General features: G+C 63.2%; 23 protein-coding genes and 1 tRNA gene. 13 read left to right on the forward strand and 11 right to left on the reverse strand.

The window, feature by feature from the left end; all coding sequences use genetic code 11:
* Nucleotides 1-76 precede the first annotated feature (76 nt).
* Both QEN71_RS02275 and QEN71_RS02280 read right to left on the reverse strand, forming a co-directional pair.
* Entirely contained in the window at nucleotides 77-1,375 is a 1,299-nt protein-coding gene (locus tag QEN71_RS02275) for a c-type cytochrome (protein WP_201650775.1), read from the reverse strand.
* Between the two features lie 20 nt (nucleotides 1,376-1,395).
* Complete coding sequence (locus tag QEN71_RS02280) at nucleotides 1,396-2,127, reverse strand: c-type cytochrome (protein ID WP_201650840.1); 732 nt, start codon at nucleotides 2,125-2,127, stop codon at nucleotides 1,396-1,398.
* Nucleotides 2,128-2,577: 450 nt separating this feature from the next.
* Between QEN71_RS02280 and copC the strand changes: the two genes are divergently transcribed.
* Both copC and QEN71_RS02290 read left to right on the forward strand, forming a co-directional pair.
* Nucleotides 2,578-2,964 carry a copper homeostasis periplasmic binding protein CopC gene (gene copC / locus QEN71_RS02285; RefSeq protein ID WP_201650774.1) on the forward strand — a complete coding sequence of 129 codons (387 nt, stop codon included), beginning with the start codon at nucleotides 2,578-2,580 and terminating at the stop codon, nucleotides 2,962-2,964.
* Entirely contained in the window at nucleotides 2,961-3,890 is a 930-nt protein-coding gene (locus tag QEN71_RS02290) for a CopD family protein (RefSeq protein ID WP_201650773.1), read from the forward strand. The genes copC and QEN71_RS02290 overlap by 4 nt, the downstream gene beginning before the upstream one ends.
* Before the next feature lie 259 nt (nucleotides 3,891-4,149).
* Here QEN71_RS02290 and dgoD read toward each other — a convergent pair whose 3' ends face one another.
* Nucleotides 4,150-5,298: a galactonate dehydratase gene (gene dgoD, locus QEN71_RS02295; protein WP_180721534.1), complete on the reverse strand. Its 1,149-nt coding sequence runs from the start codon at nucleotides 5,296-5,298 to the stop codon at nucleotides 4,150-4,152.
* Between the two features lie 272 nt (nucleotides 5,299-5,570).
* On the opposite strand from dgoD, the gene QEN71_RS02300 reads away from it, so the two are divergent.
* Complete coding sequence (locus QEN71_RS02300) at nucleotides 5,571-6,248, forward strand: FadR/GntR family transcriptional regulator (protein ID WP_201650839.1); 678 nt, start codon at nucleotides 5,571-5,573, stop codon at nucleotides 6,246-6,248.
* 23 nt (nucleotides 6,249-6,271) lie between these two features.
* Here the strand turns inward: QEN71_RS02300 and QEN71_RS02305 are convergent, their stop codons facing one another.
* Nucleotides 6,272-7,810 carry a DHA2 family efflux MFS transporter permease subunit gene (locus tag QEN71_RS02305; RefSeq protein WP_201650772.1) on the reverse strand — a complete coding sequence of 513 codons (1,539 nt, stop codon included), beginning with the start codon at nucleotides 7,808-7,810 and terminating at the stop codon, nucleotides 6,272-6,274.
* 146 nt (nucleotides 7,811-7,956) lie between these two features.
* On the opposite strand from QEN71_RS02305, the gene QEN71_RS02310 reads away from it, so the two are divergent.
* Nucleotides 7,957-8,400, forward strand: a complete 444-nt coding sequence (locus QEN71_RS02310; protein WP_201650771.1) for a MarR family winged helix-turn-helix transcriptional regulator — start codon at nucleotides 7,957-7,959, stop codon at nucleotides 8,398-8,400.
* Nucleotides 8,401-8,516: 116 nt separating this feature from the next.
* Here QEN71_RS02310 and QEN71_RS02315 read toward each other — a convergent pair.
* From QEN71_RS02315 to QEN71_RS02330, 4 genes are all read right to left on the reverse strand, one after another.
* Nucleotides 8,517-8,593, reverse strand: a tRNA-Met gene (locus QEN71_RS02315).
* A gap of 86 nt (nucleotides 8,594-8,679) precedes the next feature.
* Nucleotides 8,680-10,338: an MFS transporter gene (locus tag QEN71_RS02320; protein ID WP_201650770.1), complete on the reverse strand. Its 1,659-nt coding sequence runs from the start codon at nucleotides 10,336-10,338 to the stop codon at nucleotides 8,680-8,682.
* A gap of 228 nt (nucleotides 10,339-10,566) precedes the next feature.
* A complete protein-coding gene (locus QEN71_RS02325; protein ID WP_201650769.1) occupies nucleotides 10,567-12,114 on the reverse strand; it encodes a sensor histidine kinase in 1,548 nt (515 codons plus the stop codon).
* 8 nt (nucleotides 12,115-12,122) lie between these two features.
* Nucleotides 12,123-12,872: a response regulator gene (locus tag QEN71_RS02330; RefSeq protein ID WP_201650768.1), complete on the reverse strand. Its 750-nt coding sequence runs from the start codon at nucleotides 12,870-12,872 to the stop codon at nucleotides 12,123-12,125.
* 236 nt (nucleotides 12,873-13,108) lie between these two features.
* Here QEN71_RS02330 and recA point away from each other — a divergent pair, with 236 nt between their 5' ends.
* The 8 genes from recA (at nucleotide 13,109) to QEN71_RS02370 (ending at nucleotide 21,759) form a co-directional block, all read left to right on the forward strand.
* Nucleotides 13,109-14,185, forward strand: a complete 1,077-nt coding sequence (gene recA / locus QEN71_RS02335; protein ID WP_201650767.1) for a recombinase RecA — start codon at nucleotides 13,109-13,111, stop codon at nucleotides 14,183-14,185.
* 7 nt (nucleotides 14,186-14,192) lie between these two features.
* A complete protein-coding gene (recX, locus tag QEN71_RS02340) occupies nucleotides 14,193-15,017 on the forward strand; it encodes a recombination regulator RecX (protein ID WP_201650766.1) in 825 nt (274 codons plus the stop codon).
* A gap of 172 nt (nucleotides 15,018-15,189) precedes the next feature.
* Nucleotides 15,190-15,921, forward strand: a complete 732-nt coding sequence (locus tag QEN71_RS02345; protein WP_201650765.1) for a DUF2889 domain-containing protein — start codon at nucleotides 15,190-15,192, stop codon at nucleotides 15,919-15,921.
* 55 nt (nucleotides 15,922-15,976) lie between these two features.
* The gene (sucC, locus tag QEN71_RS02350) at nucleotides 15,977-17,146 is read left to right on the forward strand and encodes an ADP-forming succinate--CoA ligase subunit beta (RefSeq protein WP_012399861.1); all 1,170 of its coding nucleotides are present in this window, start codon (nucleotides 15,977-15,979) and stop codon (nucleotides 17,144-17,146) included.
* Nucleotides 17,147-17,262: 116 nt separating this feature from the next.
* The gene (gene sucD / locus QEN71_RS02355) at nucleotides 17,263-18,144 is read left to right on the forward strand and encodes a succinate--CoA ligase subunit alpha (RefSeq protein WP_012399862.1); all 882 of its coding nucleotides are present in this window, start codon (nucleotides 17,263-17,265) and stop codon (nucleotides 18,142-18,144) included.
* 160 nt (nucleotides 18,145-18,304) lie between these two features.
* Nucleotides 18,305-19,030 carry a TerC family protein gene (locus tag QEN71_RS02360; RefSeq protein WP_201650764.1) on the forward strand — a complete coding sequence of 242 codons (726 nt, stop codon included), beginning with the start codon at nucleotides 18,305-18,307 and terminating at the stop codon, nucleotides 19,028-19,030.
* A gap of 150 nt (nucleotides 19,031-19,180) precedes the next feature.
* Nucleotides 19,181-19,798 (forward strand): pilin, encoded by a 618-nt coding sequence (locus tag QEN71_RS02365; RefSeq protein WP_290468230.1) that lies wholly within the window; start codon nucleotides 19,181-19,183, stop codon nucleotides 19,796-19,798.
* A gap of 170 nt (nucleotides 19,799-19,968) precedes the next feature.
* On the forward strand, nucleotides 19,969-21,759 hold the full coding sequence (locus QEN71_RS02370; protein WP_201650763.1) for a PglL family O-oligosaccharyltransferase: 1,791 nt from the start codon (nucleotides 19,969-19,971) through the stop codon (nucleotides 21,757-21,759).
* A 93-nt stretch (nucleotides 21,760-21,852) separates the two neighbouring features.
* On the opposite strand, the gene moaC is transcribed toward QEN71_RS02370, so the two are convergent.
* Nucleotides 21,853-22,329 (reverse strand): cyclic pyranopterin monophosphate synthase MoaC, encoded by a 477-nt coding sequence (gene moaC / locus QEN71_RS02375; protein WP_201650762.1) that lies wholly within the window; start codon nucleotides 22,327-22,329, stop codon nucleotides 21,853-21,855.
* Between the two features lie 218 nt (nucleotides 22,330-22,547).
* Here moaC and QEN71_RS02380 point away from each other — a divergent pair, with 218 nt between their 5' ends.
* Nucleotides 22,548-24,236, forward strand: coding sequence for a M48 family metalloprotease (locus QEN71_RS02380; protein ID WP_201650761.1), 1,689 nt, complete (start codon nucleotides 22,548-22,550; stop codon nucleotides 24,234-24,236).
* Here the strand turns inward: QEN71_RS02380 and QEN71_RS02385 are convergent.
* Nucleotides 24,233-24,835: a DUF2946 family protein gene (locus QEN71_RS02385; RefSeq protein WP_201650760.1), complete on the reverse strand. Its 603-nt coding sequence runs from the start codon at nucleotides 24,833-24,835 to the stop codon at nucleotides 24,233-24,235. The genes QEN71_RS02380 and QEN71_RS02385 overlap by 4 nt on opposite strands.
* A complete protein-coding gene (locus QEN71_RS02390; protein WP_201650759.1) occupies nucleotides 24,828-25,916 on the reverse strand; it encodes a hydrolase in 1,089 nt (362 codons plus the stop codon). Before QEN71_RS02390 ends, QEN71_RS02385 begins: the two co-directional genes overlap by 8 nt.
* Nucleotides 25,917-25,979 lie beyond the last annotated feature (63 nt).

Raw genomic sequence — 25,979 nt, forward strand, 5'->3', positions numbered from 1 at the left:
GCATACGCCGCACCTGAAAAAGCGAAGGGCGCGGCCTCGATTATCGCAGGCCGCGCCCCAAACCTTCACGCAACGCTCAATCGAGCGGCGCCGAACGCAGATCGGACACTTGTTGCGGCGACACAGCCGTACCGTGGTTGCCCCACGACTGGCGGATGTACGTCACGACAGCGGCCACTTCCTGATTCGACAGCGCCTGTGCAAACGGCGGCATGCCATACGGCTTCGGATTGCCACCCGTGCTCGGAGGATAACCGCCGTTCAGCACCATACGGATCGGGTTGACGGCCGACGGCATCTGGATCGACTGGTTGTTCGCGAGCGGCGGGAACGACGGCGGCATACCCAGACCGTTTTCCGAGTGACACTTCGCGCAGTTGTCGGCGTAGATCTTCTGACCTTGCTTCAGCAGTTCGCCGCCGAACTGTTCCGACGTTTCCAGCTGCAGATGCTCGGGCGCCTCGCTCTTCTGCGGAATCGTCTTCAGGTACGTCGACATCGCGTGGACGTCTTCGTCCGACATGTACTGCAGGCTGTTGTGAACCACTTCAGCCATCGGACCGAACACTGCGCCGCGCTGCGACACGCCGTTCTTCAGCAGATCGGAAATGTCCTTGATGTCCCAGTCGCCGAGACCGGCTTCCTTGTTCGACGTCAGCGAAGGCGCGTACCAGTTCTGCAGCGGAATCAGACCGCCCGCGAACGCCGCCGAATTCACCGGGCCGCCCATCGCGTTGATCGACGTGTGGCACATGCCGCAGTGGCCGAGGCCTTCGATCAGATACGCGCCGCGGTTCCATTCGACCGACTTGGTCGGATCCGGCTTGTACTCGCCTTCACGGAAGAACAGCGTACGCCAGCCGATCAGCAGATTCCGGTTGTTGAACGGGAACTTCAGTTCATGCGGACGGCTCGGCACGGAAACGGGCGGAACCGAACGCAGATACGCGTAGATCGCATCCGAGTCGGCGCGCGACACCTTCGTGTAGCTCGTGAACGGGAACGCCGGATAGAGCAGGCTGCCGTCCTTCGAGCGGCCCGTGTGCATCGCGCGATAGAAGTCGTCCTGCGACCACTTGCCGATGCCGTACTGATCGTCAGGCGTGATGTTCGGCGTGAAGAGCGTGCCGAACGGCGTGGCCATCGGCAGGCCGCCCGAGAATTCCTTGCCGCCGCGCACCGTGTGGCACGCGATACAGTCGCCGGCGCGGGCGAGATATTCACCCTTCTTGATCAATGCTGCCTGGTCTGCGGGCGTGGCGGCGACGGCGGTGCCGTTATGCAAATAGTCGCTGCCCGACCACAGGACGGGAACCAGCGCGGCAGCCGCCACCACGACGACAGCCGAAAGCGCGAATAAAGACTTGCGTTTCATTGTTTGTCTCTCCCGGTGCCTTATTGCGGTTCGCTGCCGCAGGCAAGCGGAGTCTTCAACGATTTGGCGGGCGCCGGCACGGGATTCTGCGGCGCTTGCTGCGTGGACAGCCACGCGGCGACTGCGTTCACGTCGGCGTCCGTCAGACGCGTCGCAATGGTGTGCATGCAATCAGGTTCGATCGCGTGGCGCGAACCCGAGCGCCATGCACCCAGCTGCGCGCTGATGTAGTCCATGTGCAGGCCGACCAGACCAGGAATGGCCGGTTCCATACCCGTCAAACTCTTGCCGTGACAGGCCGCGCACGCGGGAATCTGGCGCGACGCGTCGCCATTCAGCACGATTTCCTTGCCCTTCGCGAGCGTGGCGTCCGACACAGTCGGCTTGGCCGGCGTCGGATACGGCGGACGCTGCTGCGAGAAGTACGTGGCGATGTCGTGAAGGTAGTCGTCAGAGAGATACGTGACGAGGTAGTTCATCGGCGGATACTTGCGCCGGCCTTCACGGAAGTTCTTCAGCTGGTTGTAGAGGTACTCGGCCGGCTTGCCGGCGAGACGCGGAAAGTAGTCGTTGTCCGTACCCTGACCTTTGGAGCCGTGACACGCCGTGCAGCCTTGCACGCGCGCTTCCATCGTGTCCGGAGCCTTAGGCTGGGTTTGCGCTTGCACAGCGCCAGAAACGCCTGCGCACCCGATCAACAGCAGGGCGAGCAACGGGCGGAAAATGCGTCTTGAAGACACGCGTAACTCCATCATTATCGTGGACCTGGCCGAACTTCGAACGGATCGGTGTGTGCAGCGCGATGAATGCCTGCGAGAAGGTGCGCGGCGACGCAGCATTCTATCATCGATGGGTAATGGTGACTATTTGCCACATACGACGACTTTCGTGCTTGACGCGCCCCAACGACACCGTCATTGCGACAAGTTGACGCGATTCGCTGGCATCTTCTGTCTTCCGTCCGGCCTGCGAATGAGCGCTGGCCGGACGGTAACGCTTCCAGCTATTTTAAGATTGCGCATTTTGCATTGAGGGCGATTGTCGCTTTGTTGCCTCCTGCTGTTTCAGTTTTGAGCGAATTCGTGTAAGGCGCTGTGCTTCGACGCGGCTGCGATGAGCGTTGAACTGACTGAGCGGCGAGACATCGAAGCGTACTATCCCGTCCGTCCATGCAATTTCCATTTCTCATCTGCAGCCAGCCTATGACTCTTTCCTTGTCCCTACGTACGCCACTTCGCTGGCTCGCGGCGTGCGGCTTATCGCTTGCCACGCTCGCACTTGCGTCGAATGCTTTTGCACATGCTACGCCCACCTCGCGCGATCCGGCGCCGAACGCCGAAGTCGCCGCACCCTCGGCTGTGACCATCCATTTCAGCGAGCCTCTCGAGCCGGCGTTCAGCAAGATCGCGCTCGTCGACGCAAGCGGCAAGCCTGCTGCGTCGGCAGCATCGCAAGTGGATGCGCAGGACAAGAAGACCATGCAGCTCGAATTGCAGCCGCTCGCAGCGGGGCGTTATACGGTGCAATGGACGGCCGTCGCCGAAGATGGACATCGCACGAAAGGCACCTACGCCTTCACCGTCAAATGAGAGTCGACGGATTGTGGATCGGGCAGGTCGCCATGGCCGCGCTCATGAATGTCGCATTCGCGTTTGCCGTTGGTTCGGCGTTGCTCGGCGCGTGGCTCGTCAACGATGCGCAGGCGAAGATCGCGCCCGCGCGTCCCGCTTGGTTGCGCGCGCAGCGCTCGATGCAGGCGTCGGCGATCGTGCTGGTGCTGGCTGACCTCGGCTGGCTGCTGTATCAGGCAGCCGAGATGGCGGGCGTGCGTTTGCCGGAAGCCTTCGGTGTCGTGCCGACGATGTTGTCGCAAACGCATGTCGGCTTTGGCTGGAGCATTGCGTTTGCGGGCGCGCTCGTGCTGTTGCTGGTGTCGTTCGGCCGGCAGACCAATGTGTTGCGCAACGCGTTGCTGTGGCTCGCGGTGATCGCGATCGCGGGCGGCAAGGCAACGCTGGGTCACGCGGCCGATGCAGGCGTCGCGTCGGCCGCGATCGGCATGCACACGTTGCACGTGCTGACGACATCCGTGTGGGGCGGGCTCGTGCTCGCGGCAGGATTGTCGGTGCTGCCCGCGCTCGGCACGTCGATCGCGCGCGGCGTGCTGATCCGCACGGCGACGCAACTGTCGAATGTGTCGCTCGTCGCCGTCGTGTTCGTGCTGCTTTCAGGCGTGTTCAATGCCGCACGCGGATCGGGCAACTCGTTTCTCGCGATCGAAACGAGCACGTGGGGTCATGTGCTGATGCTCAAGCTCGCGCTGGTTGCGCTGGCGCTGGTGCTCGGCGGCCTGAACCGCTTTTCGGCGTTGCCGAGATTGCGCCGCACGGCATCGACGATGGATGCGCACACGTTCACCAACCTGCTGTATCTCGAAGCGCTCGCGATGCTCGGCATCTTCGCTGCTGCTGCTGTGCTGTCGCACAGCGTGCCGGGTTTTGCAGTGCTCGGCTGAACGTGAAAATGCTCGTTGTCGGCGAATAGCGGCGGGTTATTCGTAACCCAGCTTGTGGCCGACGACGGGCGCGAAGAACAGCCCGATCGCACAGCCCGCGACCTTGCCTTCGAGTTCGGCCGCGGCTGCGTGTGAACTCGTCATGTGCGTGCTCCACCGCCGCGCCGATGTCGATACAACGGGTTGTCAAATGACAGGATGAACAAACGCCGCCCGAAGGCGGCGTTCGTGTCTCATTCGCGATACTGCGCGCCGATGCTTACCACTCGGCGACGCTGCCGTCCGCGTGACGCCATACCGGATTGCGCCAGCGATGGCCGACCTTCGCCATTTCGCGCACTTTCTCTTCGTTCACTTCGATGCCGAGACCCGGGCCTTGCGGGATTGACACGAAGCCGTCCTCGTACTTGAAGACTTCCGGATTCTTGATGTAGTCGAGCAGATCGTTGCCCTGGTTGTAGTGGATGCCGAGGCTCTGCTCCTGGATGAACGCGTTGTAGCTGACGGCGTCGATCTGCAGACACGTTGCGAGCGCGATCGGGCCGAGCGGGCAGTGCAGCGCGAGCGCGACGTCGTAGGCTTCCGCCATTGATGCGATCTTGCGGCATTCCGTGATACCGCCTGCGTGTGACGCGTCCGGCTGGATGATGTCGACGTAACCGCCCGCGAGAATGTGCTTGAAGTCCCAGCGCGAGTAGAGACGCTCGCCGAGCGCGATCGGCGTGCTCGTCTGGTTGACGATGTCGCGCAGTGCCTCGACGTTCTCCGACAGCACCGGCTCCTCGATGAACATCAGCTTGAACGGATCGAGTTCTTTCGCGAGCACCTTCGCCATCGGCTTGTGCACGCGGCCGTGGAAGTCCACGCCGATGCCGACGTTCGGGCCGACCGCTTCGCGCACAGCGGCGACGTTGTTGATGACGCCCTGGACCTTGTCGAAGGTGTCGATGATCTGCAGTTCTTCCGAGCCGTTCATCTTCACGGCCTTAAAGCCGCGATCGACGACGGCGCGTGCGTTGTTCGCGACGTCGCTCGGACGGTCGCCGCCGATCCACGAATACACCTTGATGCGGTCGCGCACCTGGCCGCCGAGCAGCGTGTGCACGGGCACGCCGTGGAATTTGCCCTTGATGTCCCACAGCGCCTGATCGACGCCCGCGATCGCGCTCATCGAAATCGGACCGCCGCGATAGAAGCCGGCGCGGTACATGACCTGCCAGTGGTCCTCGATGTTGCGCGGATCCTTGCCGATCAGATAGTCGGAGAGTTCGTCGACGGCGGCAGCGACCGTATGCGCGCGGCCTTCGACAACCGGTTCGCCCCAGCCGACGATGCCTTCGTCGGTCTCGATCTTCACGAAACACCAGCGCGGCGGAACGATGAATGTTTCGATTTTGGTGATCTTCATGGGGACGTCTCCTTAGCTTGCGAATGCCGATTGCGGTTGGTGGCCGCCTTGCCCGTTCGTCCCGTTAAATGGACGCGGCTCGTGCGGCCGTTGAGGAGCCACATGCTACCGCAAAATCGCCGTAAAATACTATTAATAGTATTATTTGTCGCAGGGTTTTGCTTTGGCGACGGTGGGTTTTGCGCCCGCTATCGCCGATAATCGCGGGCGGTTCGCGTCGCCCATTCAGGCGAGGTCGAGCAAAAACTAAAAACAGCATGAGGGGAATCGTGATGCAGCGAGATCTGCACGGCCGCGTCGCCTGGCTGCTCGGCACAGCCATCCTGCGCGGCGACTACGCGCCGGAATCCGTCCTGCCGCGCGAAGCGGAGCTGATGGAGACGTTCGGTGTCAGCCGCACGGTGCTGCGCGAAGCGTTGCGCACGTTGACGTCGAAAGGGCTGATCGAATCGCGGCCTCGGGTGGGCACGCGTGTGCGTCCGAAGCCCGCGTGGAATCTGCTCGATGCCGATGTGCTCGACTGGTATTCGCGTGTCGCGCCCGCGATGGATTTCGCGCTCAAGCTTCAGGAAATGCGCGAGATGATCGAGCCGTATGCGGCGGGACTCGCCGCGGCGTCGCACAGCGATTCGACGTTCGGCGCGCTCGATGCCGCGCATTCGTCGATGGTCGCGGCGCGCAACGTCGACGAATGGGTGCGCGCCGATCTGCAGTTTCATCTGAGCGTGCTCGCCGCGTGCAGCAACGAACTGCTGGTGCCGCTCGGCACGCTGATCGAACGCACGCTCGAAGCGCAGTTGCGGCTCAATGCGAAGCGCGCCGATGTGTTCAACGCGTCGCTCGCCGAACATACGGCGGTGTTCGAAGCGATCCGCGATCGCGATTCGCCGCGCGCGCGGCATGCGATGGCCTCGCTGCTGGGTGTGACGCGTGGAAGGATCGAAGGCTGATCGGCTCGTGGTTTTCTATCGGTTCAATCCATTGCCGCATGCGCGACCGATTCGTCGGGCGCTTTGCGCGACGGACGGATCAGCAGCACGAGCGGAATCACGAACAACGTCGCGACGAACATCAGCTTGAAGTCGTTCAGATACGCGATCATCGCGGCCTGCTGTGTGATCGACACATCGAGCACGGCCATGTTCATGCGCGAACCGGTGTCGAGCATGGGCTGAACGAGGGGGTTGTAGGCCGTCACGTTCGCGGCGAGATCCGAATGCGCGACCTGCGTGTTGCGCGTGAGCAGCGTCTGCACGATCGAAATGCCGATACTGCTGCCGATGTTGCGCATCAGGCTGTAAGTCGCCGTGCCATCGGCGCGCAACGCCGGCGTGAGCGTCGAGAACGTCAGTGCGCTCAGCGGCACGAACACGAGTCCGAGGCCGAAGCCCTGAATCACGCCCGGCCACACGATGTCCGACGCCGACAGCACGATCGTGTATTGCATCATCTGCCAGAGCGCGAACGCCGACACGATGAAGCCTGCGAGCAGCATCAGCCGCGCGTCGATGTGCTTGAGCAGGCGCCCCGCGAACAGCATCGCGATCATCGTTCCCGCGCCGCTCGGCGCCGTCACGAGACCCGTCGTGGCGACGGGATAGTTCATCAGGTTTTGCAGCATCGGCGGCAGCAGCGCGCGCGTCGCGTACATCACCGCGCCGATGATGAAAATGAAGAACGTGCCCGTCGCGAAGTTGCGGTCCTTCAGCAGTTCGTATTTGAAGAACGACTTCTTGCCGACGGTCGCCGTGTGCGCGACGAAGAACGCAAAGCTGATCGCCGCGACCAGCGCTTCGATCACGATTTCATTCGAGCCGAACCAGTCGAGCTGTTCGCCGCGGTCAAGCATCGCCTGCAATGCGCCGATTGCGAGGCCGAGCGTCGCGAAGCCGAACGCGTCGAATTTTGCATCGTGCTTCGGTTCGCGCGACGGCAGAAAGGTCAACACGCCGAACAGCGCGAACGCGCCGATCGGCACGTTGATGAAGAACACCCAGCGCCAGTTGTAGCTGTCGGTGAGCCAGCCGCCGAGCGTCGGACCGAGAATCGGCCCGACCATCACGCCCATGCCCCACACGGCCATCGCCTGGCCCTGCTTGTCGCGCGGATTGATGTCGAGCAGGATCGATTGAGACAACGGCACGAGCGACGCGCCGAAAATGCCTTGCAGCAGCCGCGACGCGACGATCTGCGTCAGCGTTTCGGACAGCCCGCACAGCGCCGACGCGAGCGTAAAGCCGCCGATCGCGAACATCAGCAGACGCTTGATGCTCAGCCGGTCGGACAGCCAGCCGGTGAGCGGCGTCGCGATCGCGGCGGCCACGATGTACGACGTGAGCACCCACGTGATCTCATCCTGCGACGCCGACAAGCTGCCTTGCATATGCGGCAGCGCGACGTTGGCGATGGTGCTGTCGAGCGTCTGCATCAAGGTCGCGAGCATGATCGCGATCGTGATCATCGGGCGGTTCAGCTCGACGGCGGGTTTTGCTGCCGGCAAATCGGAGGCCATGAAGCGAGTCTTGGAAAATAGTAAGCATGCTTATTGTATCGACGACGCTTTTCTATGGATACGCTGAATTTCCCGGAGTCGTTGTACGCTGCGCGTTTTGGGCGTTTTTCGCCTGTTTGCACGAAACCACTTCGTATAATCGCGCGATGAAAACTCACTTTGACGAGCGTTTCGGCTTTCTCATTTCCGATGTCGGCAGACTTGTCGGCAAGCGGTTCGACGATCTCGCGCGGCTTTCGATCGACCTCACGCGCGCGCAGTGCCGCGCGCTCGCGTATTTGTCGTTCTATGGCGACATCAACCAGGCGCGGCTCGCCGATTTGCTGGAAGTCGCGCCGATTTCGGCTGGACGGCTGCTGGACCGGATGGAGGAGGGCGGCTGGATCGAACGGATCGGCAATCCGCGCGACAGGCGCGAGAAGCAGATTCGGATCACCGAGAAAGCCGAGAAGACGCTGGATGAAGCGAAGCGCGTGGGCGATCAGGTTGCCGCCGAAGGCCTGAGCGGGCTCACCGACGAAGAGGCGAAGCAGTTGATTTCTCTGCTGCAGAAGGTGCGGGGGAATCTGACGCGGATTGTGGATCGGTGAGACGCTCTGCGCGCGACCACGTTGGTTGCGCGGTCTTCGATCGATCTTTGGTTCTTTCAGGCGGCGCTGGAAATGAAAAAGCCGCTGTTTCGTGAGAAACAGCGGCTTCTTGCATTTGGTGGCGAATCAGGGATTCGAACCCCGGACCTGCGGATTATGATTCCGTCGCTCTAACCGACTGAGCTAATTCGCCGACAGAAGCGAAATTATGAAGATGCCGGCGGGGGCTGTCAACCCCCGCGCGGCAACTTTTTGCGAGAACTCCAGATTACCCCGCGCTCAGTCCTGAGCGTAGATGTTGGAGTCCTTGGTCTCCTTCACGAAAAGCAGACCGATCACGAACGTGGCGAGCGCGATGATGATCGGATACCACAGCCCGGAGTAGATGTTGCCCTTGGCCGCGACGATCGCGAAGGCCGTCGCCGGCAGGAAACCGCCGAACCATCCATTGCCGATGTGATACGGCAGCGACATCGATGTGTAGCGGATCCGCGTTGGGAACATCTCGACGAGCATCGCCGCAATTGGCCCGTACACCATCGTCACGTAGATCACGAGAATCGTCAGGATCACGACCGTCATCGGCCAGTTGATCTGCGATGGATCGGCTTTTGGCGGATAGCCGGCCGCTTTCAACGATGTGCTCAGGTTCTTGTCGAACGTCTTGCCCGCCTCCTTCGCGTCGGCGGCCTTGCCGTCAAACGTGTCGATGGTGGTGTCGCCGACCTTGATCTGCGCCAGCGTGCCCGCCGGTGCCGCCACGTTGTCGTAGTTCAGGCCTGCCTTCGACAGTGCGCTCTTCGCGATGTCGCACGAACTCGTGAACTTCGACGTGCCGACCGGGTTGAACTGGAACGAGCACTCGTCCGGATTGGCGATCACGACGATCGGTGCCTTCTGCGTCGCGGCTTCGAGTGCCGGGTTCGCGTAGTGCGTGAGCGCCTTGAAGAGCGGGAAGTACGTCAGCGCGGCGATCAGGCAGCCCGCCATGATGATCGGCTTGCGGCCGATGCGGTCGGACAGCGAACCGAAGAACAGGAAGAACGGCGTGCCGATCAGCAGCGCGATCGCGATCAGGATGTTCGCGCTTGCACCGTCGACCTTCAGCGTTTGCGTCAGGAAGAAGAGCGCATAGAACTGGCCCGTGTACCAGACAACTGCCTGGCCAGCCGTGATGCCGATCAGAGCCAGAATGACGATCTTCAGATTCTTCCACTGGCCGAACGCTTCCGACAGCGGAGCCTTCGACGTCTTGCCTTCAGCCTTGATCCGTTCGAAAGCCGGCGACTCGTGCAGTTGCATACGAATCCAGACCGAAATGCCGAGCAGCACCAGCGAAGCGACGAACGGAATGCGCCAGCCCCACGTGCCGAACGCGTCTTCGCCCATTGCCGTGCGCACGCCGAGAATCACGAGCAGCGACAGGAACAGGCCGAGCGTTGCCGTCGTCTGGATCCAGGCGGTGTAGAAGCCGCGACGGTTTGCCGGTGCATGTTCCGCGACGTACGTGGCCGCACCGCCGTACTCGCCACCGAGCGCGAGGCCCTGCAACAGACGCATCGCGATGAAGATCACGGGCGATGCCATGCCGATGGCCGCGTAGCCGGGCAGGAAGCCGACCACGCAGGTCGACAGACCCATGATGACGATCGTGATCAGGAACGTGTACTTGCGGCCGACCATGTCGCCGAGTCGCCCGAACACCAGCGCGCCGAACGGACGCACCGCGAAGCCGGCCGCGAAGCCGAGCAGGGTGAAGATGAAGCCGGCCGTCGGATTGACGCCGGAGAAGAAGCTCTTGCTGATGAAGGCCGCCAGCGAGCCGGCCAGATAAAAGTCGTACCACTCGAAAACCGTGCCCAACGATGACGCGAAGATTACCCGTTTCTCTTCTTTCGTCATCGGCGCGTGCGAGATTTGCCCGCTTACGGTAGCCATATGTCGTCTCCAGTATTGATATCAGTCGCGGTTCGCCTGGACAGGCGTTGCCGTGTAGCGATTATTGGAGCGGAAACTTACGGCCTTCTGACTCGGAAGGATGTCCTTTGAGAATGTGTTGCGTCGGTCAACGCGCCGGCATATTCATCTAACGTCATGAATTCATGTCGCTAAATTCTCTAAAGTCACGATATATGATTGCTGACTGAAATGGCGAAAGCTGACAGATTAGGGTAAGTCCTGTGCACGATCCATGATCCGTAAGCTGACACGGACGAGCGTTCCCGCGAGGCGCGGCGATGTCTGATAGACATTGTCTTCGATGGCGAGGGTGCCGCCATGCATGGTCGTGATCTCGCGGACGATCGCGAGGCCCAGTCCGCTGCCGTCGCCTTCGCGGCCGAGAATCCGGTAGAAGCGCTCGACGACGCGCTCCCGTTCGGCGGCCGGAATGCCCAGCCCCGTGTCTTCCACTTCGACATGTGCCATGCGGGCGGCCGCGTCTCGCCGCACCCGCACGGTGATCCGTTCGCCCGCGGGCGTATAGCGGATAGCGTTATCGATGAGATTCGACAGCATCTCGCGCAGCATCACGGCATTGCCTTCGACTTCGATGGTTTCTTCCGGCGTCTCCGGTCCTTCGTAGCCGAGATCCATCTGCTTGGCGAGCGCTGCCTGGATCCAGTCGCGCACCGCGCTGCGCGCGACGTCGCCCAATTCGACGGGCGCAAAAACCTGCCCGGACATGCGGTTCTCCGCGCGCGCCAGCGCGAGCAACTGTGTGACGAGGCGCGCCGCGTGTTCAGAACTCGTCGCGATCTGCTCGAGCGAACGATGCACCTCCGACGACGCCTCCTGTCGCAGCGCCAGTTCCGCCTGCGTGCGCAAGCCTGCGAGCGGCGTTTTCATCTGATGCGCGGCATCGGCGATGAAGCGCTTCTGCAGTTCCATGTTCTGTTCGAGGCGCGTCAGCAAGTCATTGAAGGACGTGACGAGCGGCTCGATTTCGGGCGGCGCGCGACGTGCTTCGAGCGGCGACAGATCGTCGGGGCGGCGCGCGCGGATATGCGCCTGCAGCGCGTGCAGTGGCGCGAGACCGCGCGACAGCCCGAACCACACAAGAAGAATGGCGAGCGGCAGGATCACGAACTGCGGCAGGATCACGCCTTTGATGATGTCGTTGGCGAGCGCACTGCGTTTGTCGAGCGTTTCGGCCACCTGCACCAGCACGGGCTGCGCGCCCGGCGTCTGCGGAAACTCGACGGTCGTGTACGCGACGCGGATGTCATTGCCGCGCAGCATGTCGTCGCGAAACTCGACGATCCCCGGCTGCGGCCGGTCTTCCTCGCGCGGCAGCGGCATATCGCGATCGCCCGTCACGAGTTCGCCACGCGTGCCGAGCACCTGATAGAACACGCTGTCTATATTGTCGGCACGCAGAAAGTCGCGCGTCGAATCGGGCAGCGTCAGTTCGGCGACGCCGTTCACCGGGTGAATCTGCCGTGCGAGCACATAGGCGTCCGTTTCCAGCGCGCGATCGAACGGTCCGTTCGCGATCGACTTCGCGACCAGATACGTGACAGCCAGGCTCATCGGCCACAGCAGCAGCAGCGGGGCGAGCATCCAGTCGAGGATTTCCCCGAACAGCGAACGCGGACGCGTTTCCGCCTGCGCCTCGGTTTCATCGGGCGGCGCAAACGGATTGGCGTAGCGCGCGTCGCGGATTTCGTCGAGATCCGCCGCGTGCGCCGTGGCGCGTGGTGCGCGGACGGACATGGAGCGCCTTACTTGAAGTAGTGGCTAGCGGGCATGGCAGCGGACGCGTCGGAAGACTCGGCCCCGGTTGTCTGCGGCGTTGGCTGAGCGGGCGTCGTCTTCTCGAGACAGTAACCCAGCCCGCGCACGGTGATGATGCGCACGCCGCTCGGCTCGATCTTCTTGCGCAGCCGGTGCACGTAGACTTCGATCGCGTTGTTGCTGACCTCTTCGCCCCATTCGCACAGATGGTCGACCAGCTGTTCTTTCGACACCAGCCGCCCGATCCGCTGCAACAGGACTTCGAGCAATCCTAGCTCACGCGCCGACAGATCAATAACCTGCTCGTTGGCATAGGCAATTCGACCGACCTGGTCGAACGACAGCGAGCCATGCTTGACGACGGTCGGCCCGCCGCCCGCGCCACGCCGCGTCAGCGCACGCACGCGCGCTTCGAGTTCGTTGAGCGCGAAGGGCTTGGCCATGTAGTCGTCGGCGCCGAGATCGAGGCCCTTCACGCGTTCGTCGACGCTGTCGGCCGCGGTCAGGATCAGCACGGGGAGATTCGAATTGCGCGCGCGCAGCCGCCGCAGCACTTCGAGGCCGGACATTTTCGGCAGGCCGAGATCGAGGATGAGCAGGTCGAAAGTCTGCATCGACAGCGCGGTGTCGGCTTCCGCGCCCGTCTTCACATGGTCGACGGCGTATGCCGATTGGCGGAGTGATCGGACGAGACCGTCCGCGAGTATGCTGTCGTCTTCGGCAATGAGAATTCGCATGATGCGCCCTGCCCGGCCGGCACCGGGGCGCTCCGGCGCACAGCGTCTCCGAAAAATTTTGTGGGTAGTCGGGTGTTGTCCGTTTGCACATGTGGACGTCCGCATGCGAAACGTGCTTGCCAAAACTACTGTTTTTTTATACAGTGTCTGCGTTTAGCGTGCTGGTTGTTGAGCCCGGGCTCGAAACGGCCGGCGCACCTGCCTCAGACGCCGTTCATCATAGCAAAGGACGATTCATGGAAGAAAGCAAGAAAGGCTCGGCTGGACTGACTGCGGAAAAGAGCAAGGCACTCGCTGCCGCGCTTGCGCAGATCGAAAAGCAGTTCGGCAAAGGGTCGGTCATGCGGCTCGGCCAGGGTGAGGCAGTTGAAGACATTCAGGTGGTCTCCACGGGATCGCTGGGCCTCGACATCGCGCTGGGCGTTGGCGGTCTGCCGCGTGGCCGTGTGGTGGAAATCTACGGACCGGAATCGTCGGGTAAGACGACGCTGACGCTTCAGGTCGTTGCCGAAATGCAGAAGCTCGGCGGCACGGCAGCGTTCATCGACGCGGAACACGCACTCGACATTCAATACGCGCAAAAGCTCGGCGTGAACGTCAGCGAACTGCTGGTTTCGCAGCCGGACACGGGCGAACAGGCGCTCGAAATCGCGGACGCACTCGTGCGTTCGGGTTCGATCGACATGATCGTGATCGACTCGGTCGCGGCGCTCGTGCCGAAGGCTGAAATCGAAGGCGAAATGGGCGACTCGCTGCCGGGTCTGCAAGCGCGTCTGATGTCGCAGGCGCTGCGTAAGCTGACGGGCACGATCAAGCGCACGAACTGCCTCGTGATCTTCATCAACCAGATCCGCATGAAGATCGGCGTGATGTTCGGCAACCCGGAAACCACCACGGGTGGTAACGCGCTGAAGTTCTACGCATCGGTGCGTCTGGACATTCGCCGTATCGGTTCGATCAAGAAGAACGACGAAGTGATCGGCAACGAAACGCGCGTGAAGGTCGTGAAGAACAAGGTCTCGCCGCCGTTCCGCGAAGCGATCTTCGACATCCTGTACGGCGAGGGCATTTCGCGTCAGGGCGAAATCATCGATCTCGGCGTGCAGGCGAAGATCGTCGACAAGGCGGGCGCCTGGTACAGCTACAACGGCGAACGTATCGGTCAAGGCAAGGACAACGCGCGTGAATTCCTGCGCGAAAACGCAGACATCGCGCGTGAGATCGAAAACCGTATCCGCGAATCGCTCGGCGTGAACGCAATGCCGGCGGGCGCTGCCGTCAGTGCCGACGAGGAAGTGGGCGAAGAGGAGTAATCGTCGCGTGATACGCAAGGGCCGCTCTGCTTCCCCGGTTGCGGGTGAAGGACGCAATACGGGCGGCCCGCGTGACGACGAGGCATTCGAATCGTCGTCACGTTCTTCTTCAAGCTCGTCTGCTGCAACGCCGACTGCTTCTACAGCGGCATCGTCTTCATACGGCTCATCGTCGGATGACGACTTCGATCCGTTCGAATCCTTCGACGCTCATGATCGAGCCGCAGGCGTTGGCCCATCTTCGCGTGGCCGGGTCTCGAACGTCGGCAGCGCTGACAGCGCCAGCAGCACCGACTCCGGCGAAACAACCTACACGCGCTCGCGTCGCCAACCAGGCGAAGCCAAATCCGCTGACAAAGCAAACCGCGCTTCAAACCGTCCCGTACGTTCGCTCAAAGGCCGCGCACTTGGGTATCTTTCGCGCCGCGAGTACAGTCGCGCGGAGTTGTCGCGTAAGCTCGCGCCCTACGCGGAAGAGGGCGATTCGATCGACACCTTGCTGGATTCGCTCGAACGCGAAGGCTGGCTGTCGAACTCCCGTTTCGCCGAAAGCCTGATTCACCGGCGTGCGTCGCGCATGGGCGCCGGTCGCATCGTCAACGAACTCAAGCGGCATGCCGTCGGGCAGGAACTCGTCGAAGAAGTCAGCGCGCAGCTGCGTGAAACCGAACTGGCGCGCGCCCGAGCCGTCTGGCGCAAGAAGTTCGGCTCGTTGCCCGAGACACCGAATGAACGTGCGAAACAGGCGCGTTTTCTCGCGACGCGAGGCTTCTCGCAGGGCATCATCGGGAAAATTCTCAAGGGCGTCGACGAAGACTTCGCGTCGGAATAGCCTGTCAGGCACATGCGTCGCGCAATTGATGCGCCGCAAGAAGCACTGCGCCGAAATGTCGCGCGCCAGGAGCGCTGAAAGCCCGCCCATCACGCCCCTGCGGGCTTCGGCCAGTCTCAAATACCCAGTATGCTAAAATTCAACGGTTCTTAAATCCGGCCTTTGTTCTCGCATGCCGCTTTCTCCGCCAGTGTCCCGACAGTTGCGCCATCGCCGCGCAATCCGAGCGGACGCATATGAGCGTGAAGATGGCCTGTGGGATATCGAGGCATGCCTCACCGACGAAAAGCCACGCGATGTGACGCTTGCGTCGGGTGTCCGGCCGAACGGCTCGCCGATCCATGAACTCTGGCTCCGCATCACGATCGATCGCAAGCTCAATGTCGTCGACGCCGAAGCGTCGTCCGACTGGGTTCCGTATCCCGGTCTGTGCGAAGCCTCCAATCCCGCCTATCGCGCCCTCATCGGGCTCAACCTTTTCCAGAACTTCCGTCGCGATGCTGCCCGTTTGCTGGCCGGCACGGCTGGTTGCACGCATCTCACCGAGTTGTGCGCAATCCTGCCGACTGCCGCCATTCAGGCATTCGCAGGCGACGTGTGGAACACGGACAAAGGCAGGCCGGGAAGCGGGGATGGATCGACGGACGACCAGGCCAACGGCACGCAGGGCAGCAACGGACGAGACGCCCAAGACAACGCTTCGAGCGCGCAAGCAGGCGAACAGGCAAGCGAGCAATCAAACGACAAGCCGCCATTCCAGTTGGGCCGCTGCCATGCGCTGCGGTTCGATGGCGAGGCGGTGCGACAGTTTTATCCGCGCTGGTACGGGCACGCGCCGCGTTCAGCGGATCGCGCGGATGCCGCAGCCGACGGACAGGCCGTGAAGACGGCGCGTCCCGAGTGAGCGGTCCAGGCGGAAGCGAAGTTCAATCCAACTCTCAGACTGAAGGGAATCACGCATGAAGATTCACGAGTACCAGGGTAAGGAAATCCTGCGGAAATTCGGAGTCGCGGTACCGCGCGGCAAGCCGGTCTTCTCGGTGGATGATGCGGTCAAGGCCGCTGAAGAGCTCGGTGGCCCGGTGTGGGTCGTCAAGGCTCAGATCCACGCGGGTGGCCGTGGCAAGGGTGGCGGCGTGAAGGTCGCGAAGTCGCTGGAACAGGTCCGCGAATACGCGAACCAGATCCTCGGCATGCAACTCGTCACGCACCAGACGGGCCCGGAAGGCCAGAAGGTGAATCGTCTGCTGATCGAAGAAGGCGCTGACATCAAGAAGGAACTGTATGTCGGTCTGGTGATCGATCGCGTGTCGCAAAAGGTCGTCGTGATGGCCTCGAGCGAAGGCGGTATGGACATCGAAGAAGTCGCAGCCAAGACGCCCGAAGCGATCCACAAGGTCGCCGTCGATCCGTCGAAGGGTCTGCTCGACGCGGAAGCCGACGATCTGGCGAAGAAGATCGGCGTGCCCGACGCTTCGATCCCGCAAGCTCGCACGATCCTGCAAGGCCTGTACAAGGCAACGTGGGAAACGGACGCATCGCTGGCCGAAATCAACCCGCTGATCCTGACGGGCGACGGCAAGGTGATCGCACTGGACGCCAAGTTCAACTTCGACTCGAACGCACTGTTCCGTCATCCGGAAATCGTCGCTTACCGCGATCTGGACGAAGAAGATCCGGCTGAAGTCGAAGCATCGAAGTTCGACCTCGCGTACATCTCGCTCGACGGCAACATCGGCTGTCTGGTGAACGGCGCCGGTCTGGCCATGGCGACGATGGACACGATCAAGCTGTTCGGCGGCGAGCCGGCGAACTTCCTGGACGTCGGCGGTGGAGCTACGACCGAGAAGGTCACGGAAGCGTTCAAGCTGATGCTGAAGAACCCGAACCTGACGGCGATTCTCGTCAACATCTTCGGCGGCATCATGCGTTGCGACGTGATCGCGGAAGGCGTGATCGCGGCTTCGAAGGCGGTCGATCTGCAAGTGCCGCTCGTCGTGCGCATGAAGGGCACGAACGAAGACCTCGGCAAGAAGATGCTGGCTGACTCCGGCCTGCCGATCATCTCGGCGGACAGCATGGAAGAAGCTGCGCAGAAGGTCGTCGCGGCCGCCGCAGGCAAGGCCTGATCGCCAGGGGCGCTCATTACCGGATTACGAATGGCGGCGTGTGAAGGGCGCGTGCGGCGAGTTTCTCGCCGCGCCAGACGCCACCCGCACGCCACCAAACGAACAGAGGTCAATACATGTCGATTCTGATCAACAAAGACACCAAGGTCATCACGCAGGGCATCACCGGCAAGACCGGTCAGTTCCACACGCGCGCATGCCGTGAATACGCAAACGGCCGCGAAGCATTCGTCGCTGGCGTGAACCCGAAGAAGGCCGGCGAAGATTTCGAAGGCATTCCCATCTACGCAAGCGTCAAGGAAGCGAAGGCAGAAACGGGCGCGACCGTTTCGGTCATCTACGTGCCGCCCGCAGGCGCTGCTGCTGCGATCTGGGAAGCCGTCGAAGCCGACCTCGATCTCGCGATCTGTATCACGGAAGGCATCCCCGTCCGCGACATGATCGAAGTGAAGGACCGTATGCGCCGCGAAGGCCGCAAGACGCTGCTCCTCGGACCGAACTGCCCGGGCACGATCACGCCGGACGAACTGAAGATCGGCATCATGCCGGGTCACATCCACCGCAAGGGCCGCATCGGCGTCGTGTCGCGTTCGGGCACGCTGACGTATGAAGCAGTCGGCCAGCTGACGGCACTGGGCCTCGGCCAGTCGTCGGCAGTCGGTATCGGCGGCGATCCGATCAACGGTCTGAAGCACATCGACGTGATGAAGATGTTCAACGACGATCCGGATACGGACGCCGTGATCATGATCGGTGAAATCGGCGGCCCGGACGAAGCGAACGCTGCGTACTGGATCAAGGACAACATGAAGAAGCCGGTGGTTGGCTTCATCGCTGGCGTCACGGCGCCTCCGGGCAAGCGCATGGGCCACGCCGGCGCGCTGATCTCGGGCGGTGCGGATACGGCCGACGCGAAGCTGGAAATCATGGACGCCTGTGGCATCAAGGTCACGAAGAACCCGTCGGAAATGGCCCGTCTGCTGAAGTCGGTGCTGTAAGAAGGGTTGCGGCAAGCTCAAGAAACGCCGGTCGATACCGGCGTTTTTTGATACTCTTACGAAGGCCTTTCGTAAGACGCAATGACAAGCGAGGGAGCGAGCAATTGCTGCCTCGCTTTTTTGTTGCCGTTCGCTTTCGCTACCTTCTATCCTGCTTTCCATGCTCGAATTCCTCACTACGCTCCATTGGGGCGCCGTCTTCCAGATCATCGTCATCGACATCCTGCTGGGTGGCGACAACGCTGTCGTGATCGCGCTCGCCTGCCGCAACCTGCCGTCCGCGCAACGCACGAAGGGCGTGCTGTGGGGCACGCTCGGCGCGATCGTGCTGCGCGTAGCCTTGATTGCGTTTGCCGTCGCACTGCTTGACGTGCCGTTGCTCAAGTTCGCGGGCGGCCTGCTGCTGATCTGGATCGGCGTGCGCCTGCTGGCGCCCGCGCCCGACGCGCACGCCAACGTCAAACCCGCCGACAAGCTGATCACGGCAATCAAGACGATCATCGTGGCCGACGCCGTGATGAGCCTCGACAACGTGATCGCCATTGCGGGCGCTGCCGAAGCCGCCGAGCCTCATCACCGCATCGCGCTCGTCGTGTTCGGGCTGATCGTCAGCATTCCGCTGATCGTCTGGGGCAGCCAGCTCGTGCTCAAGCTGCTCGACCGCTACCCGGCCGTCGTCACGTTTGGCGGCGCGCTCCTTGGATGGATCGCGGGCGGCCTGATCGTCAACGACCCCGCAGGCGACCGTTGGCCCGTCCTCGATACGCCCGTTGCCGAATACGGCATGAGCATCGTCTGTGCGCTGTTCGTCGTGATCGTCGGATACGCGCTGAAGCGGCGCAACGCGGCGCGCATTGCTGGCGACTCGCCGAACGGTACGCACTGAGCGCATTCACTTTACGGGCGCGTCCGCCCGCGCGCCATTAGCCGTTCGGCTAGCCATCTGGCCGACTGCCGGCGCAAACGGCGGCTCGCTACGATCGAAGCGCCTGTCCTGATTCCCGGGGCAGGCGCTTTCGTTTTGAGGAGTCTGCCGATGATCGCTACTGTTGCCGTTGCTTCGTTGTCCAAGCTTTATGCTCGCCGTCCGCTCGTGCGCGCCCAGCGCGCCTGGCCTACCGCGCTTTCGCGTATCAAACGTTTGTGGGGATTCACGCTGATCGAACTGATGATCGTGCTGGCTATCGTCGGCGTGATCGCCGCGTATGCGATTCCTGCGTATCAGGACTATCTGGCGCGCAGCCGCGTCGGCGAAGGGCTGTCGCTCGCGGCCGCTGCGCAGTTGACGGTCGGCGAAAACGCGGGGAGCGGCAATGCGTTCGGCAGCGGCTACGCGTCGCCGCCTGCCACGCGCAACGTTCAGTCCATCCATATCGACGACGACACAGGCCAGATTACGGTTGCGTTCACCACGCGTGTCGCCGACGACGGTTCGAACACGATCGTGTTCGTGCCGTCCGCGCCTGACAATGCCGACACGCCGACCGCGCGCGTCGCGTTGGCGAAGGGCTCCGCGCAGAAGGGGACCATCACGTGGGAATGCTTCGCGGGCGGCAAGGCAGCGTCGTCTCTGCCGGCGCCGGGTGCAGGCCCGTTGCCCGTCGATGCGCCGACGCTCGCGTCGAATCTCGCACCGCCCGAGTGCCGTGGCTGATCGGGCGCGAACGGTTCGCAACATGAGCCCGGTATAAATCGATCGGGTATCGCAGGCCGCGGCAAAAGTTTCCGTGCCGTGGCCTGATTCCGGGTTATTTCAGTCGACCCGACGCACAGCGTAAGGATTTTTTTGTATAGTGCGCCGGTTGCTGACGCCCCCGGTTACTCATGCCCACCCCCTTCGCGCGCTATCTTTCACTGTTCATATTGGCGTGTGCGTTGATCCTGCCGTACGCAGTCGTCAATCACACGTACCCGATTCCGACCTTCTACGCCGAGTTCACGGCGTTGTCGCTTTATCTGCTGCTGGGCGCGGGCGTCGCGTTGCTGGTGTCGACGGCACGGCCGCGCGTGGCTTTCGCGTCGCCTGTCGTCTCGCTGGTGCCGTTGGGCTTCGGGCTCGTGCTGGTCGCGCAGTCGATCGTGCTGCCTGTCGCGCAGCCGTCTATGAACTGGCTCGGCGCCGGTTTCCTGCTTGCCGCGTTCATGGCGACGCACGCGGGCTTCGGTTTCAGCCGGGCGAACCTGACGGAAAACGCGTTCACGGTGGCGGCGTTCGCGCTGGTCGTCGGCGGGCTCTTCGCGGTCTTCTGCCAGACGATCCAGCTGTTTCACCTCGAAGTGAAGGTGACGCCGCTGGTGGTCGCGTACAGCGTGCTGACCGAACGCAGGCCGTTCGGCAACATGGCGCAGGCCAATCACCTGGCGACGTATATCGCGTTCGCGACGGCGGGTGCGATGTACCTCGTGCAGACGCGGCGTATCAACGTGTTCATCTGGCTGCTGGTGTCGGCGATTTTCTCGGGCGGCCTGGCGTTGACGGTGTCGCGCGGCCCGTGGCTGCAGATGGGCGTGATCGTCGTCGCCGGGTTCTGGATGGCGTTTGCGGAGACGCGCCGCAATCCGTCGCGCCGCCGCAGCAATCGCGAGTGGCTGATTCCCGTCGTGCTGGCCGTGCTGTTCTTCGCGGTGAATGCGGCGATCCGTTGGGCGAACGTGCATTTCCACCTCGACCTCGCGCAATCCGCCGCCGAGCGGATGAAAGACGCGAGCCAGATCGCGCCGCGACTCGCGCTGTGGAAGTACGGCTGGACGATGTTTCGCACGCATCCGCTGCTGGGCGTCGGCTGGGGCGAATTTCCGCGTTACCAGTTTGATCTCGTGAAGTCGCTGGGCGGCGTCGAGATCGCGAACAACTCGCACGACATCTTCATCGATCTGCTCGCGAAGACAGGGCTGATCGGCGTGGCCATCGTGCTGCTCGGACTGGCCGCGTGGTTCGTGCGTGTCGTGCGCGCGCCGCACACGGCCGCGCGCGTGTTCGGACTCGCGCTGATCGGTGTGCTGGTGATGCACGCGCTCGTCGAGTATCCGCAGCAGTACATGTTCTTCCTGCTGCCGGCGATGTTCGTGATCGGCCTGCTCGATACGAAGCCGCTGCGTCTGGTTCCGGGCGGCTTCTCGTTCGGTGCGTTCCTTGTGATCGTCTTTGGTGGGCTGGCGGCGCTGTATCCCATCTATCGCGATTACGCGCGCTCGGAAGTGCTGTACTACGGCTCGCATCCGTTCGACCAGTATCGCGAGGATCCGTCGTTCCTGTTCAACGCGTGGGGCGAGTATGGGATGGCGACGCTCCTGCCGATGAACTCGCAGGATCTGCCGCACAAGCTGGCGATGCATCGTCAGGCGATGGCCTTGCTGCCCGGCGAAACGGTGCTGCGCCGTTACGCCGTGCTGCAGGCGTTGAGCGGCGACACCAATGGCGCGTTCGATACCGTCGACCGTCTGAAGATCTTCGCCGAAGAGCTGCATGACTGGCCGTCGCAGCTGTCGTATCTCTACGACCTGTGCGATCAGCAGAAGACGCTGGGTGCGTTCAAGGCGGAGTTGATGAAGAAGTACGGAACGCCGCCGAAGGACATCAACAACAGCGATGAGGAGGATGACGGCGACGACTGATTTCCCGTCGTCATCGAGTCTGAGCGGCGCTCGAACTGCGCCGCTCAGTCAGAAAGATTGAAACCCCTTCTGGCGGCAATCAGCAGCAAGACGTCACTCCGCCACCCAGTCCCCCGACTTCCCGCCATGCTTCTCCATCACCTTCACATCGGTGATGGTCATCCCGCGATCCACCGCCTTGCACATGTCGTAGACGGTCAGCAGGCCGACCTGCACGGCCGTCAGCGCTTCCATCTCGACGCCCGTCCGCCCGAGCGTCTCCACCTGCACGCGGCAATGCACAGCCGGTCCCGTTTCATCGAGTTCAAAATCGACGGCGACGCGCGTGAGCGCCAGCGGATGACATAGCGGAATCAGGTCGGCGGTGCGCTTCGCGCCTTGAATCGCGGCGATGCGCGCGATGCCGATCACGTCGCCTTTCTTGGCTTCGCCTTTGCGGATCAGGTCGAACGTCGCGGGCAGCATGCGGATCGTGCCGCGCGCGACGGCGATGCGCTTCGTCTCGTCCTTACCGCCGACGTCCACCATATGCGCCTGGCCGGACGCGTCGAAATGAGTGAGTTCAGGCATGCTTGGCTCCTTCAGAGGGCGCCTATCATAGCAGCGCGAGCGCCGCCGGACAGTCGGGCGCGGGCCTGCAGTTCACGATAACCCACAACGTGCGTTCGCGCTCTGCCCGCGACACGCGACACATTTCGCAAGCCGCCGCGTGCACGGCACTGGGTACAATCGCAACAGGCCTTTCCTTCCGGCGCCTTACGCCGCTTTCGATCTCGCCACCGCCCGCAATGCGTCTGAAACGGATTCTCGCTGCGTTGTTGTCCGTCACGCTCGCCGTTCCGCCCGCGATCGTCGCGCAGCCGTCGAACCTGTCGGAACTGCCGCTCGTCACGGGTCCGCTCGATACGTACGGCAGCGCCTCCGTGCCGCCCGACATCGCGCAGGGTGTGTTCGGCGTCTACGGCGGCGCGCAGTCGCGCTTTTCGGGCAACCCCGGCGGCAACGCGAGCCTGCGCGCGCCGATGTCGACGCAACAGCTGCCCGATCTTGGCGACGGCTCGGGCGGATCGCTGACGCCGCAAGCCGAACGCAAGCTCGGTGAGCGCGTGATGCGCGAAGTCCGCAGCGATCCCGACTATATCGACGACTGGCTCGTGCGCGACTATCTGAACTCGATTTCCGCGCGGCTTGCGGCGGCCGCGACGGCGCAATATATCGGCGGCTATCGTCCCGATTTCGATCTGTTCGCGATGCGCGACGCCCAGATCAACGCGTTCTCGCTGCCGGGCGGCTTTATCGGCGTGAACACGGGGCTGATCGTCGCGACCCAGACGGAATCGGAACTGGCCTCCGTCGTCGGTCACGAAATGGGTCACGTGCTGCAACGGCACATCGCGCGGATGATCACGGCGGGCGAACACAGCGGCTACGCGGCGCTCGCTGGCATGCTGCTCGGCGTGCTGGCGGGCGTGCTCGCGCACAGCGGCGATCTGGGCAGCGCGATCGCGGTCGGCGGGCAGGCCTATGCCGTCGACAATCAGCTGCGCTTCTCGCGCGCGGCCGAACACGAGGCGGACCGAGTCGGCTTCCAGATGCTCGCGGCCGCGGGCTACGACCCGTACGGAATGGTGGCGTTCTTCGAGCGGCTCGATCGCGCGTCGATGAGCGACGCGGGCGCGCCCGCGTACGCGCGCACGCACCCGCTGACGGGCGAGCGGATCGCCGACATGGCCGACCGCGCGCGTCGCTCGCCTTATCGGCAGCCGCGCCAGTCGTCGGAATATGCGTTCGTGCGCGCGCGGGCGCGCGTGCTGCAGGACCGCTCGCGCAGTGAATACGCCGACGATATTTCGCGGATGCGCTCGGAGATCGAAGACCGGACGGCGCTGAACGTGGCGGCAAACTGGTACGGCATCGCCTACGCGCAGATGCTGATCGACCGATACGACGACGCGGCCACGTCGCTGGCCAATGCGCGCGCCGCGTTCGATGCGAACGAGCGCGCCGAGGGCGACTCGACGCGCAGTTCGCCGAGTCTCGACGTGCTTGCCGTCGATCTGGCCCGGCGCTCGGGGCGCAACGACGAAGCCGTGCGGCTCGCGGAAATCGCGCAAAAGCGCTGGCCGCAATCGCACGCCGCCATCGACATGCGTCTGCAGACGCTCCTCACCGCGCGCCGTTTCAACGAAGCCCAGGCGCAGGCGCTGCGCGAGACGCGCGCCGATCCGCAGCAGCCTGTCTGGTGGCGCTATCTGGCGCAGGCGAGCGTCGGTACGGGCGATGCGCTGACGCAGCATCGCGCGCTCGCGGAGAAGTTCGCGCTGGAAGGGGCGTGGCCGTCGGCGATTCGCCAGCTGAAGGAAGCGCGCGACATCAAGTCGGTCGGCTACTACGATCTTGCGACGATCGACGCGCGTCTGCACGAGTTCGAGGCGCGCTACAAGGAAGAGCGCGAGGACGAGAAGAACAGCAGTTAGTGCGAGGCGTTGTCCGAACTTGCGGCTGCGCGCGCAGCAGGACTTGCGATGAATCCGAAGCGCTTCTCGACCTCCGACTTGCGTACGGGTTCCAGGTTCAACGCGACGCCGTCGCGCCAGCGAAACTCGCCGCTTCGTCCATCGCTCGCAAGGTCGGCGTGCTCGGAGAACAGGTCGAGATCGTGGTCGTGCAGGACGGCGACACGCGCGGGCGTCGAGCGGTCGGTGAACAGAATGCCGCCTTCGTCGTCGAGATAGACGGCTGACGGTTCGAAGGCCGAGCCCGCCTGATCGGTGAGCGTGAGCTGGCCGCTGGCGTCATCCACGGCAAGCCGCACGACGAACGGCGTGTAGCCGAGTTCGACGTACACGCGCTGCGGCCCGTTCTGGAAGAACCATTGGCCTGCGTCGTCGGCTTCGTAGTTGCGATTGATGAAGCCGAGCAGGGCGGTATGGCGGATCGGCTCGCCGGGCGCGCCGGCCGCTTGCGCAGCGTCGTCGCGCATGCGCCAGTTGCCGCGCCGGTCGAGCAGCAGCCAGCCGGTGCAATGCGGCACGTTCGGCCATTTGGCCAGTGCCTGCTTGACGATGTCATCCATGTTGCGTGAACGGGTCGAGATAGCCGAAGACCCGGCGCGAAAGCCAGTCGATCCGGCCGGGGAAGGGGCCCGTCATGAAGCCGACGTGTCCGCCATGCTCCGGTTGATCGAGTTCCACCATCGATGATACCTCGCTGCGCGACGGCAGCACGGCGCCCGGCAGGAACGGGTCGTTACGCGCGTTGAGCACGAGCGTCGGCACTGTGATTTCGGGCAGCAGCGGCCGGGATGTCGCGCGCGTCCAGTAGTCGTCGGCGTTGCGAAAGCCGTGCAGCGGGGCGGTGACGACGTCGTCGAACTCGTGCATCGTGCGGCAGCCGAGCACGTCGTTCAGATCGAACAGGCCGGGATACTGCGTGAGCTTTTGCTGCGCCTTCAGCTTGAGCGTCTTCAGAAAGCTGCGCGTGTAGATCATGCCGAAGCCTTGCGACAGCGCGCGGCCGCCCGCGTGGACGTCGAGCGGCGCGGAGATCGCGGCGGCCGCGGCGATGATCGACGCATCCTCGCGACGCTCGCCGAGCCAGCGCAGCAACACGTTGCCGCCCAGCGATACGCCCGCGGCCACGATCGGTCCGGTATGCCGCTCGCGCAGACGCCGCAGCACCCAGTCGACCTCGTTGCTGTCGGCGAGATGATAGAAGCGCGGCAGCAGGTTCATCGGACCGCTGCAACTGCGAAAGTGCGGCACGACGCCGTGCCAGCCGCGCGCATACGCGGCCGCCATCAGGGTGCGCGCGTAATGCGAGTCCGAACTGCCTTCGAGCCCGTGGAACAGCACGAAGAGCGGCGCGCCCGCCGCCGCGCGGAAGCCCGTGAGCGGATCGGGCGCGAGCCAGTCGAGATCGATGAAATCGCCGTCGGGCGTGTTCCAGCGTTCGCGCCGGTAGGCAACGACCGGGCGGCGCCCGAACAGCGCGGGAATGATGGTCTGGATGTGGCTGTTGGGCAGCCAGAGCGGCGGGCGGTACAGCATGTCGATGGCGGTTTCGACGGGCGTGCTGCCGACAGCAGCCTCGACAGCCGCCGCCGTTGCATCGAGGGCCGGTCTGGAAGAAGCTTTCTTGTCGTGGGTCGTGCTCATGCCAACACCGGTATTCAGGCGAAACTCCGGGCCGAGGTGATCCCAGGAGCTTCTTTCAAGCGG

Origin of the sequence: Paraburkholderia sabiae, from assembly GCF_030412785.1 — a bacterium.
Classification (GTDB): Bacteria; Pseudomonadota; Gammaproteobacteria; order Burkholderiales; family Burkholderiaceae; genus Paraburkholderia; species Paraburkholderia sabiae.

What these genes read in the sequence shown, in the direction of transcription:
- QEN71_RS02275 (WP_201650775.1), bottom strand. Translation starts at nt 1,375, where the DNA reads ATGAAACGCAAGTCTTTATTCGCGCTTTCGGCTGTCGTCGTGGTGGCG.
- QEN71_RS02280 (WP_201650840.1), bottom strand. Translation starts at nt 2,127, where the DNA reads ATGGAGTTACGCGTGTCTTCAAGACGCATTTTCCGCCCGTTGCTCGCC.
- copC (WP_201650774.1), top strand. Translation starts at nt 2,578, where the DNA reads ATGACTCTTTCCTTGTCCCTACGTACGCCACTTCGCTGGCTCGCGGCG.
- QEN71_RS02290 (WP_201650773.1), top strand. Translation starts at nt 2,961, where the DNA reads ATGAGAGTCGACGGATTGTGGATCGGGCAGGTCGCCATGGCCGCGCTC.
- dgoD (WP_180721534.1), bottom strand. Translation starts at nt 5,298, where the DNA reads ATGAAGATCACCAAAATCGAAACATTCATCGTTCCGCCGCGCTGGTGT.
- QEN71_RS02300 (WP_201650839.1), top strand. Translation starts at nt 5,571, where the DNA reads ATGCAGCGAGATCTGCACGGCCGCGTCGCCTGGCTGCTCGGCACAGCC.
- QEN71_RS02305 (WP_201650772.1), bottom strand. Translation starts at nt 7,810, where the DNA reads ATGGCCTCCGATTTGCCGGCAGCAAAACCCGCCGTCGAGCTGAACCGC.
- QEN71_RS02310 (WP_201650771.1), top strand. Translation starts at nt 7,957, where the DNA reads ATGAAAACTCACTTTGACGAGCGTTTCGGCTTTCTCATTTCCGATGTC.
- QEN71_RS02320 (WP_201650770.1), bottom strand. Translation starts at nt 10,338, where the DNA reads ATGGCTACCGTAAGCGGGCAAATCTCGCACGCGCCGATGACGAAAGAA.
- QEN71_RS02325 (WP_201650769.1), bottom strand. Translation starts at nt 12,114, where the DNA reads ATGTCCGTCCGCGCACCACGCGCCACGGCGCACGCGGCGGATCTCGAC.
- QEN71_RS02330 (WP_201650768.1), bottom strand. Translation starts at nt 12,872, where the DNA reads ATGCGAATTCTCATTGCCGAAGACGACAGCATACTCGCGGACGGTCTC.
- recA (WP_201650767.1), top strand. Translation starts at nt 13,109, where the DNA reads ATGGAAGAAAGCAAGAAAGGCTCGGCTGGACTGACTGCGGAAAAGAGC.
- QEN71_RS02345 (WP_201650765.1), top strand. Translation starts at nt 15,190, where the DNA reads ATGCCGCTTTCTCCGCCAGTGTCCCGACAGTTGCGCCATCGCCGCGCA.
- sucC (WP_012399861.1), top strand. Translation starts at nt 15,977, where the DNA reads ATGAAGATTCACGAGTACCAGGGTAAGGAAATCCTGCGGAAATTCGGA.
- sucD (WP_012399862.1), top strand. Translation starts at nt 17,263, where the DNA reads ATGTCGATTCTGATCAACAAAGACACCAAGGTCATCACGCAGGGCATC.
- QEN71_RS02360 (WP_201650764.1), top strand. Translation starts at nt 18,305, where the DNA reads ATGCTCGAATTCCTCACTACGCTCCATTGGGGCGCCGTCTTCCAGATC.
- QEN71_RS02365 (WP_290468230.1), top strand. Translation starts at nt 19,181, where the DNA reads ATGATCGCTACTGTTGCCGTTGCTTCGTTGTCCAAGCTTTATGCTCGC.
- QEN71_RS02370 (WP_201650763.1), top strand. Translation starts at nt 19,969, where the DNA reads ATGCCCACCCCCTTCGCGCGCTATCTTTCACTGTTCATATTGGCGTGT.
- moaC (WP_201650762.1), bottom strand. Translation starts at nt 22,329, where the DNA reads ATGCCTGAACTCACTCATTTCGACGCGTCCGGCCAGGCGCATATGGTG.
- QEN71_RS02380 (WP_201650761.1), top strand. Translation starts at nt 22,548, where the DNA reads ATGCGTCTGAAACGGATTCTCGCTGCGTTGTTGTCCGTCACGCTCGCC.
- QEN71_RS02385 (WP_201650760.1), bottom strand. Translation starts at nt 24,835, where the DNA reads ATGGATGACATCGTCAAGCAGGCACTGGCCAAATGGCCGAACGTGCCG.
- QEN71_RS02390 (WP_201650759.1), bottom strand. Translation starts at nt 25,916, where the DNA reads ATGAGCACGACCCACGACAAGAAAGCTTCTTCCAGACCGGCCCTCGAT.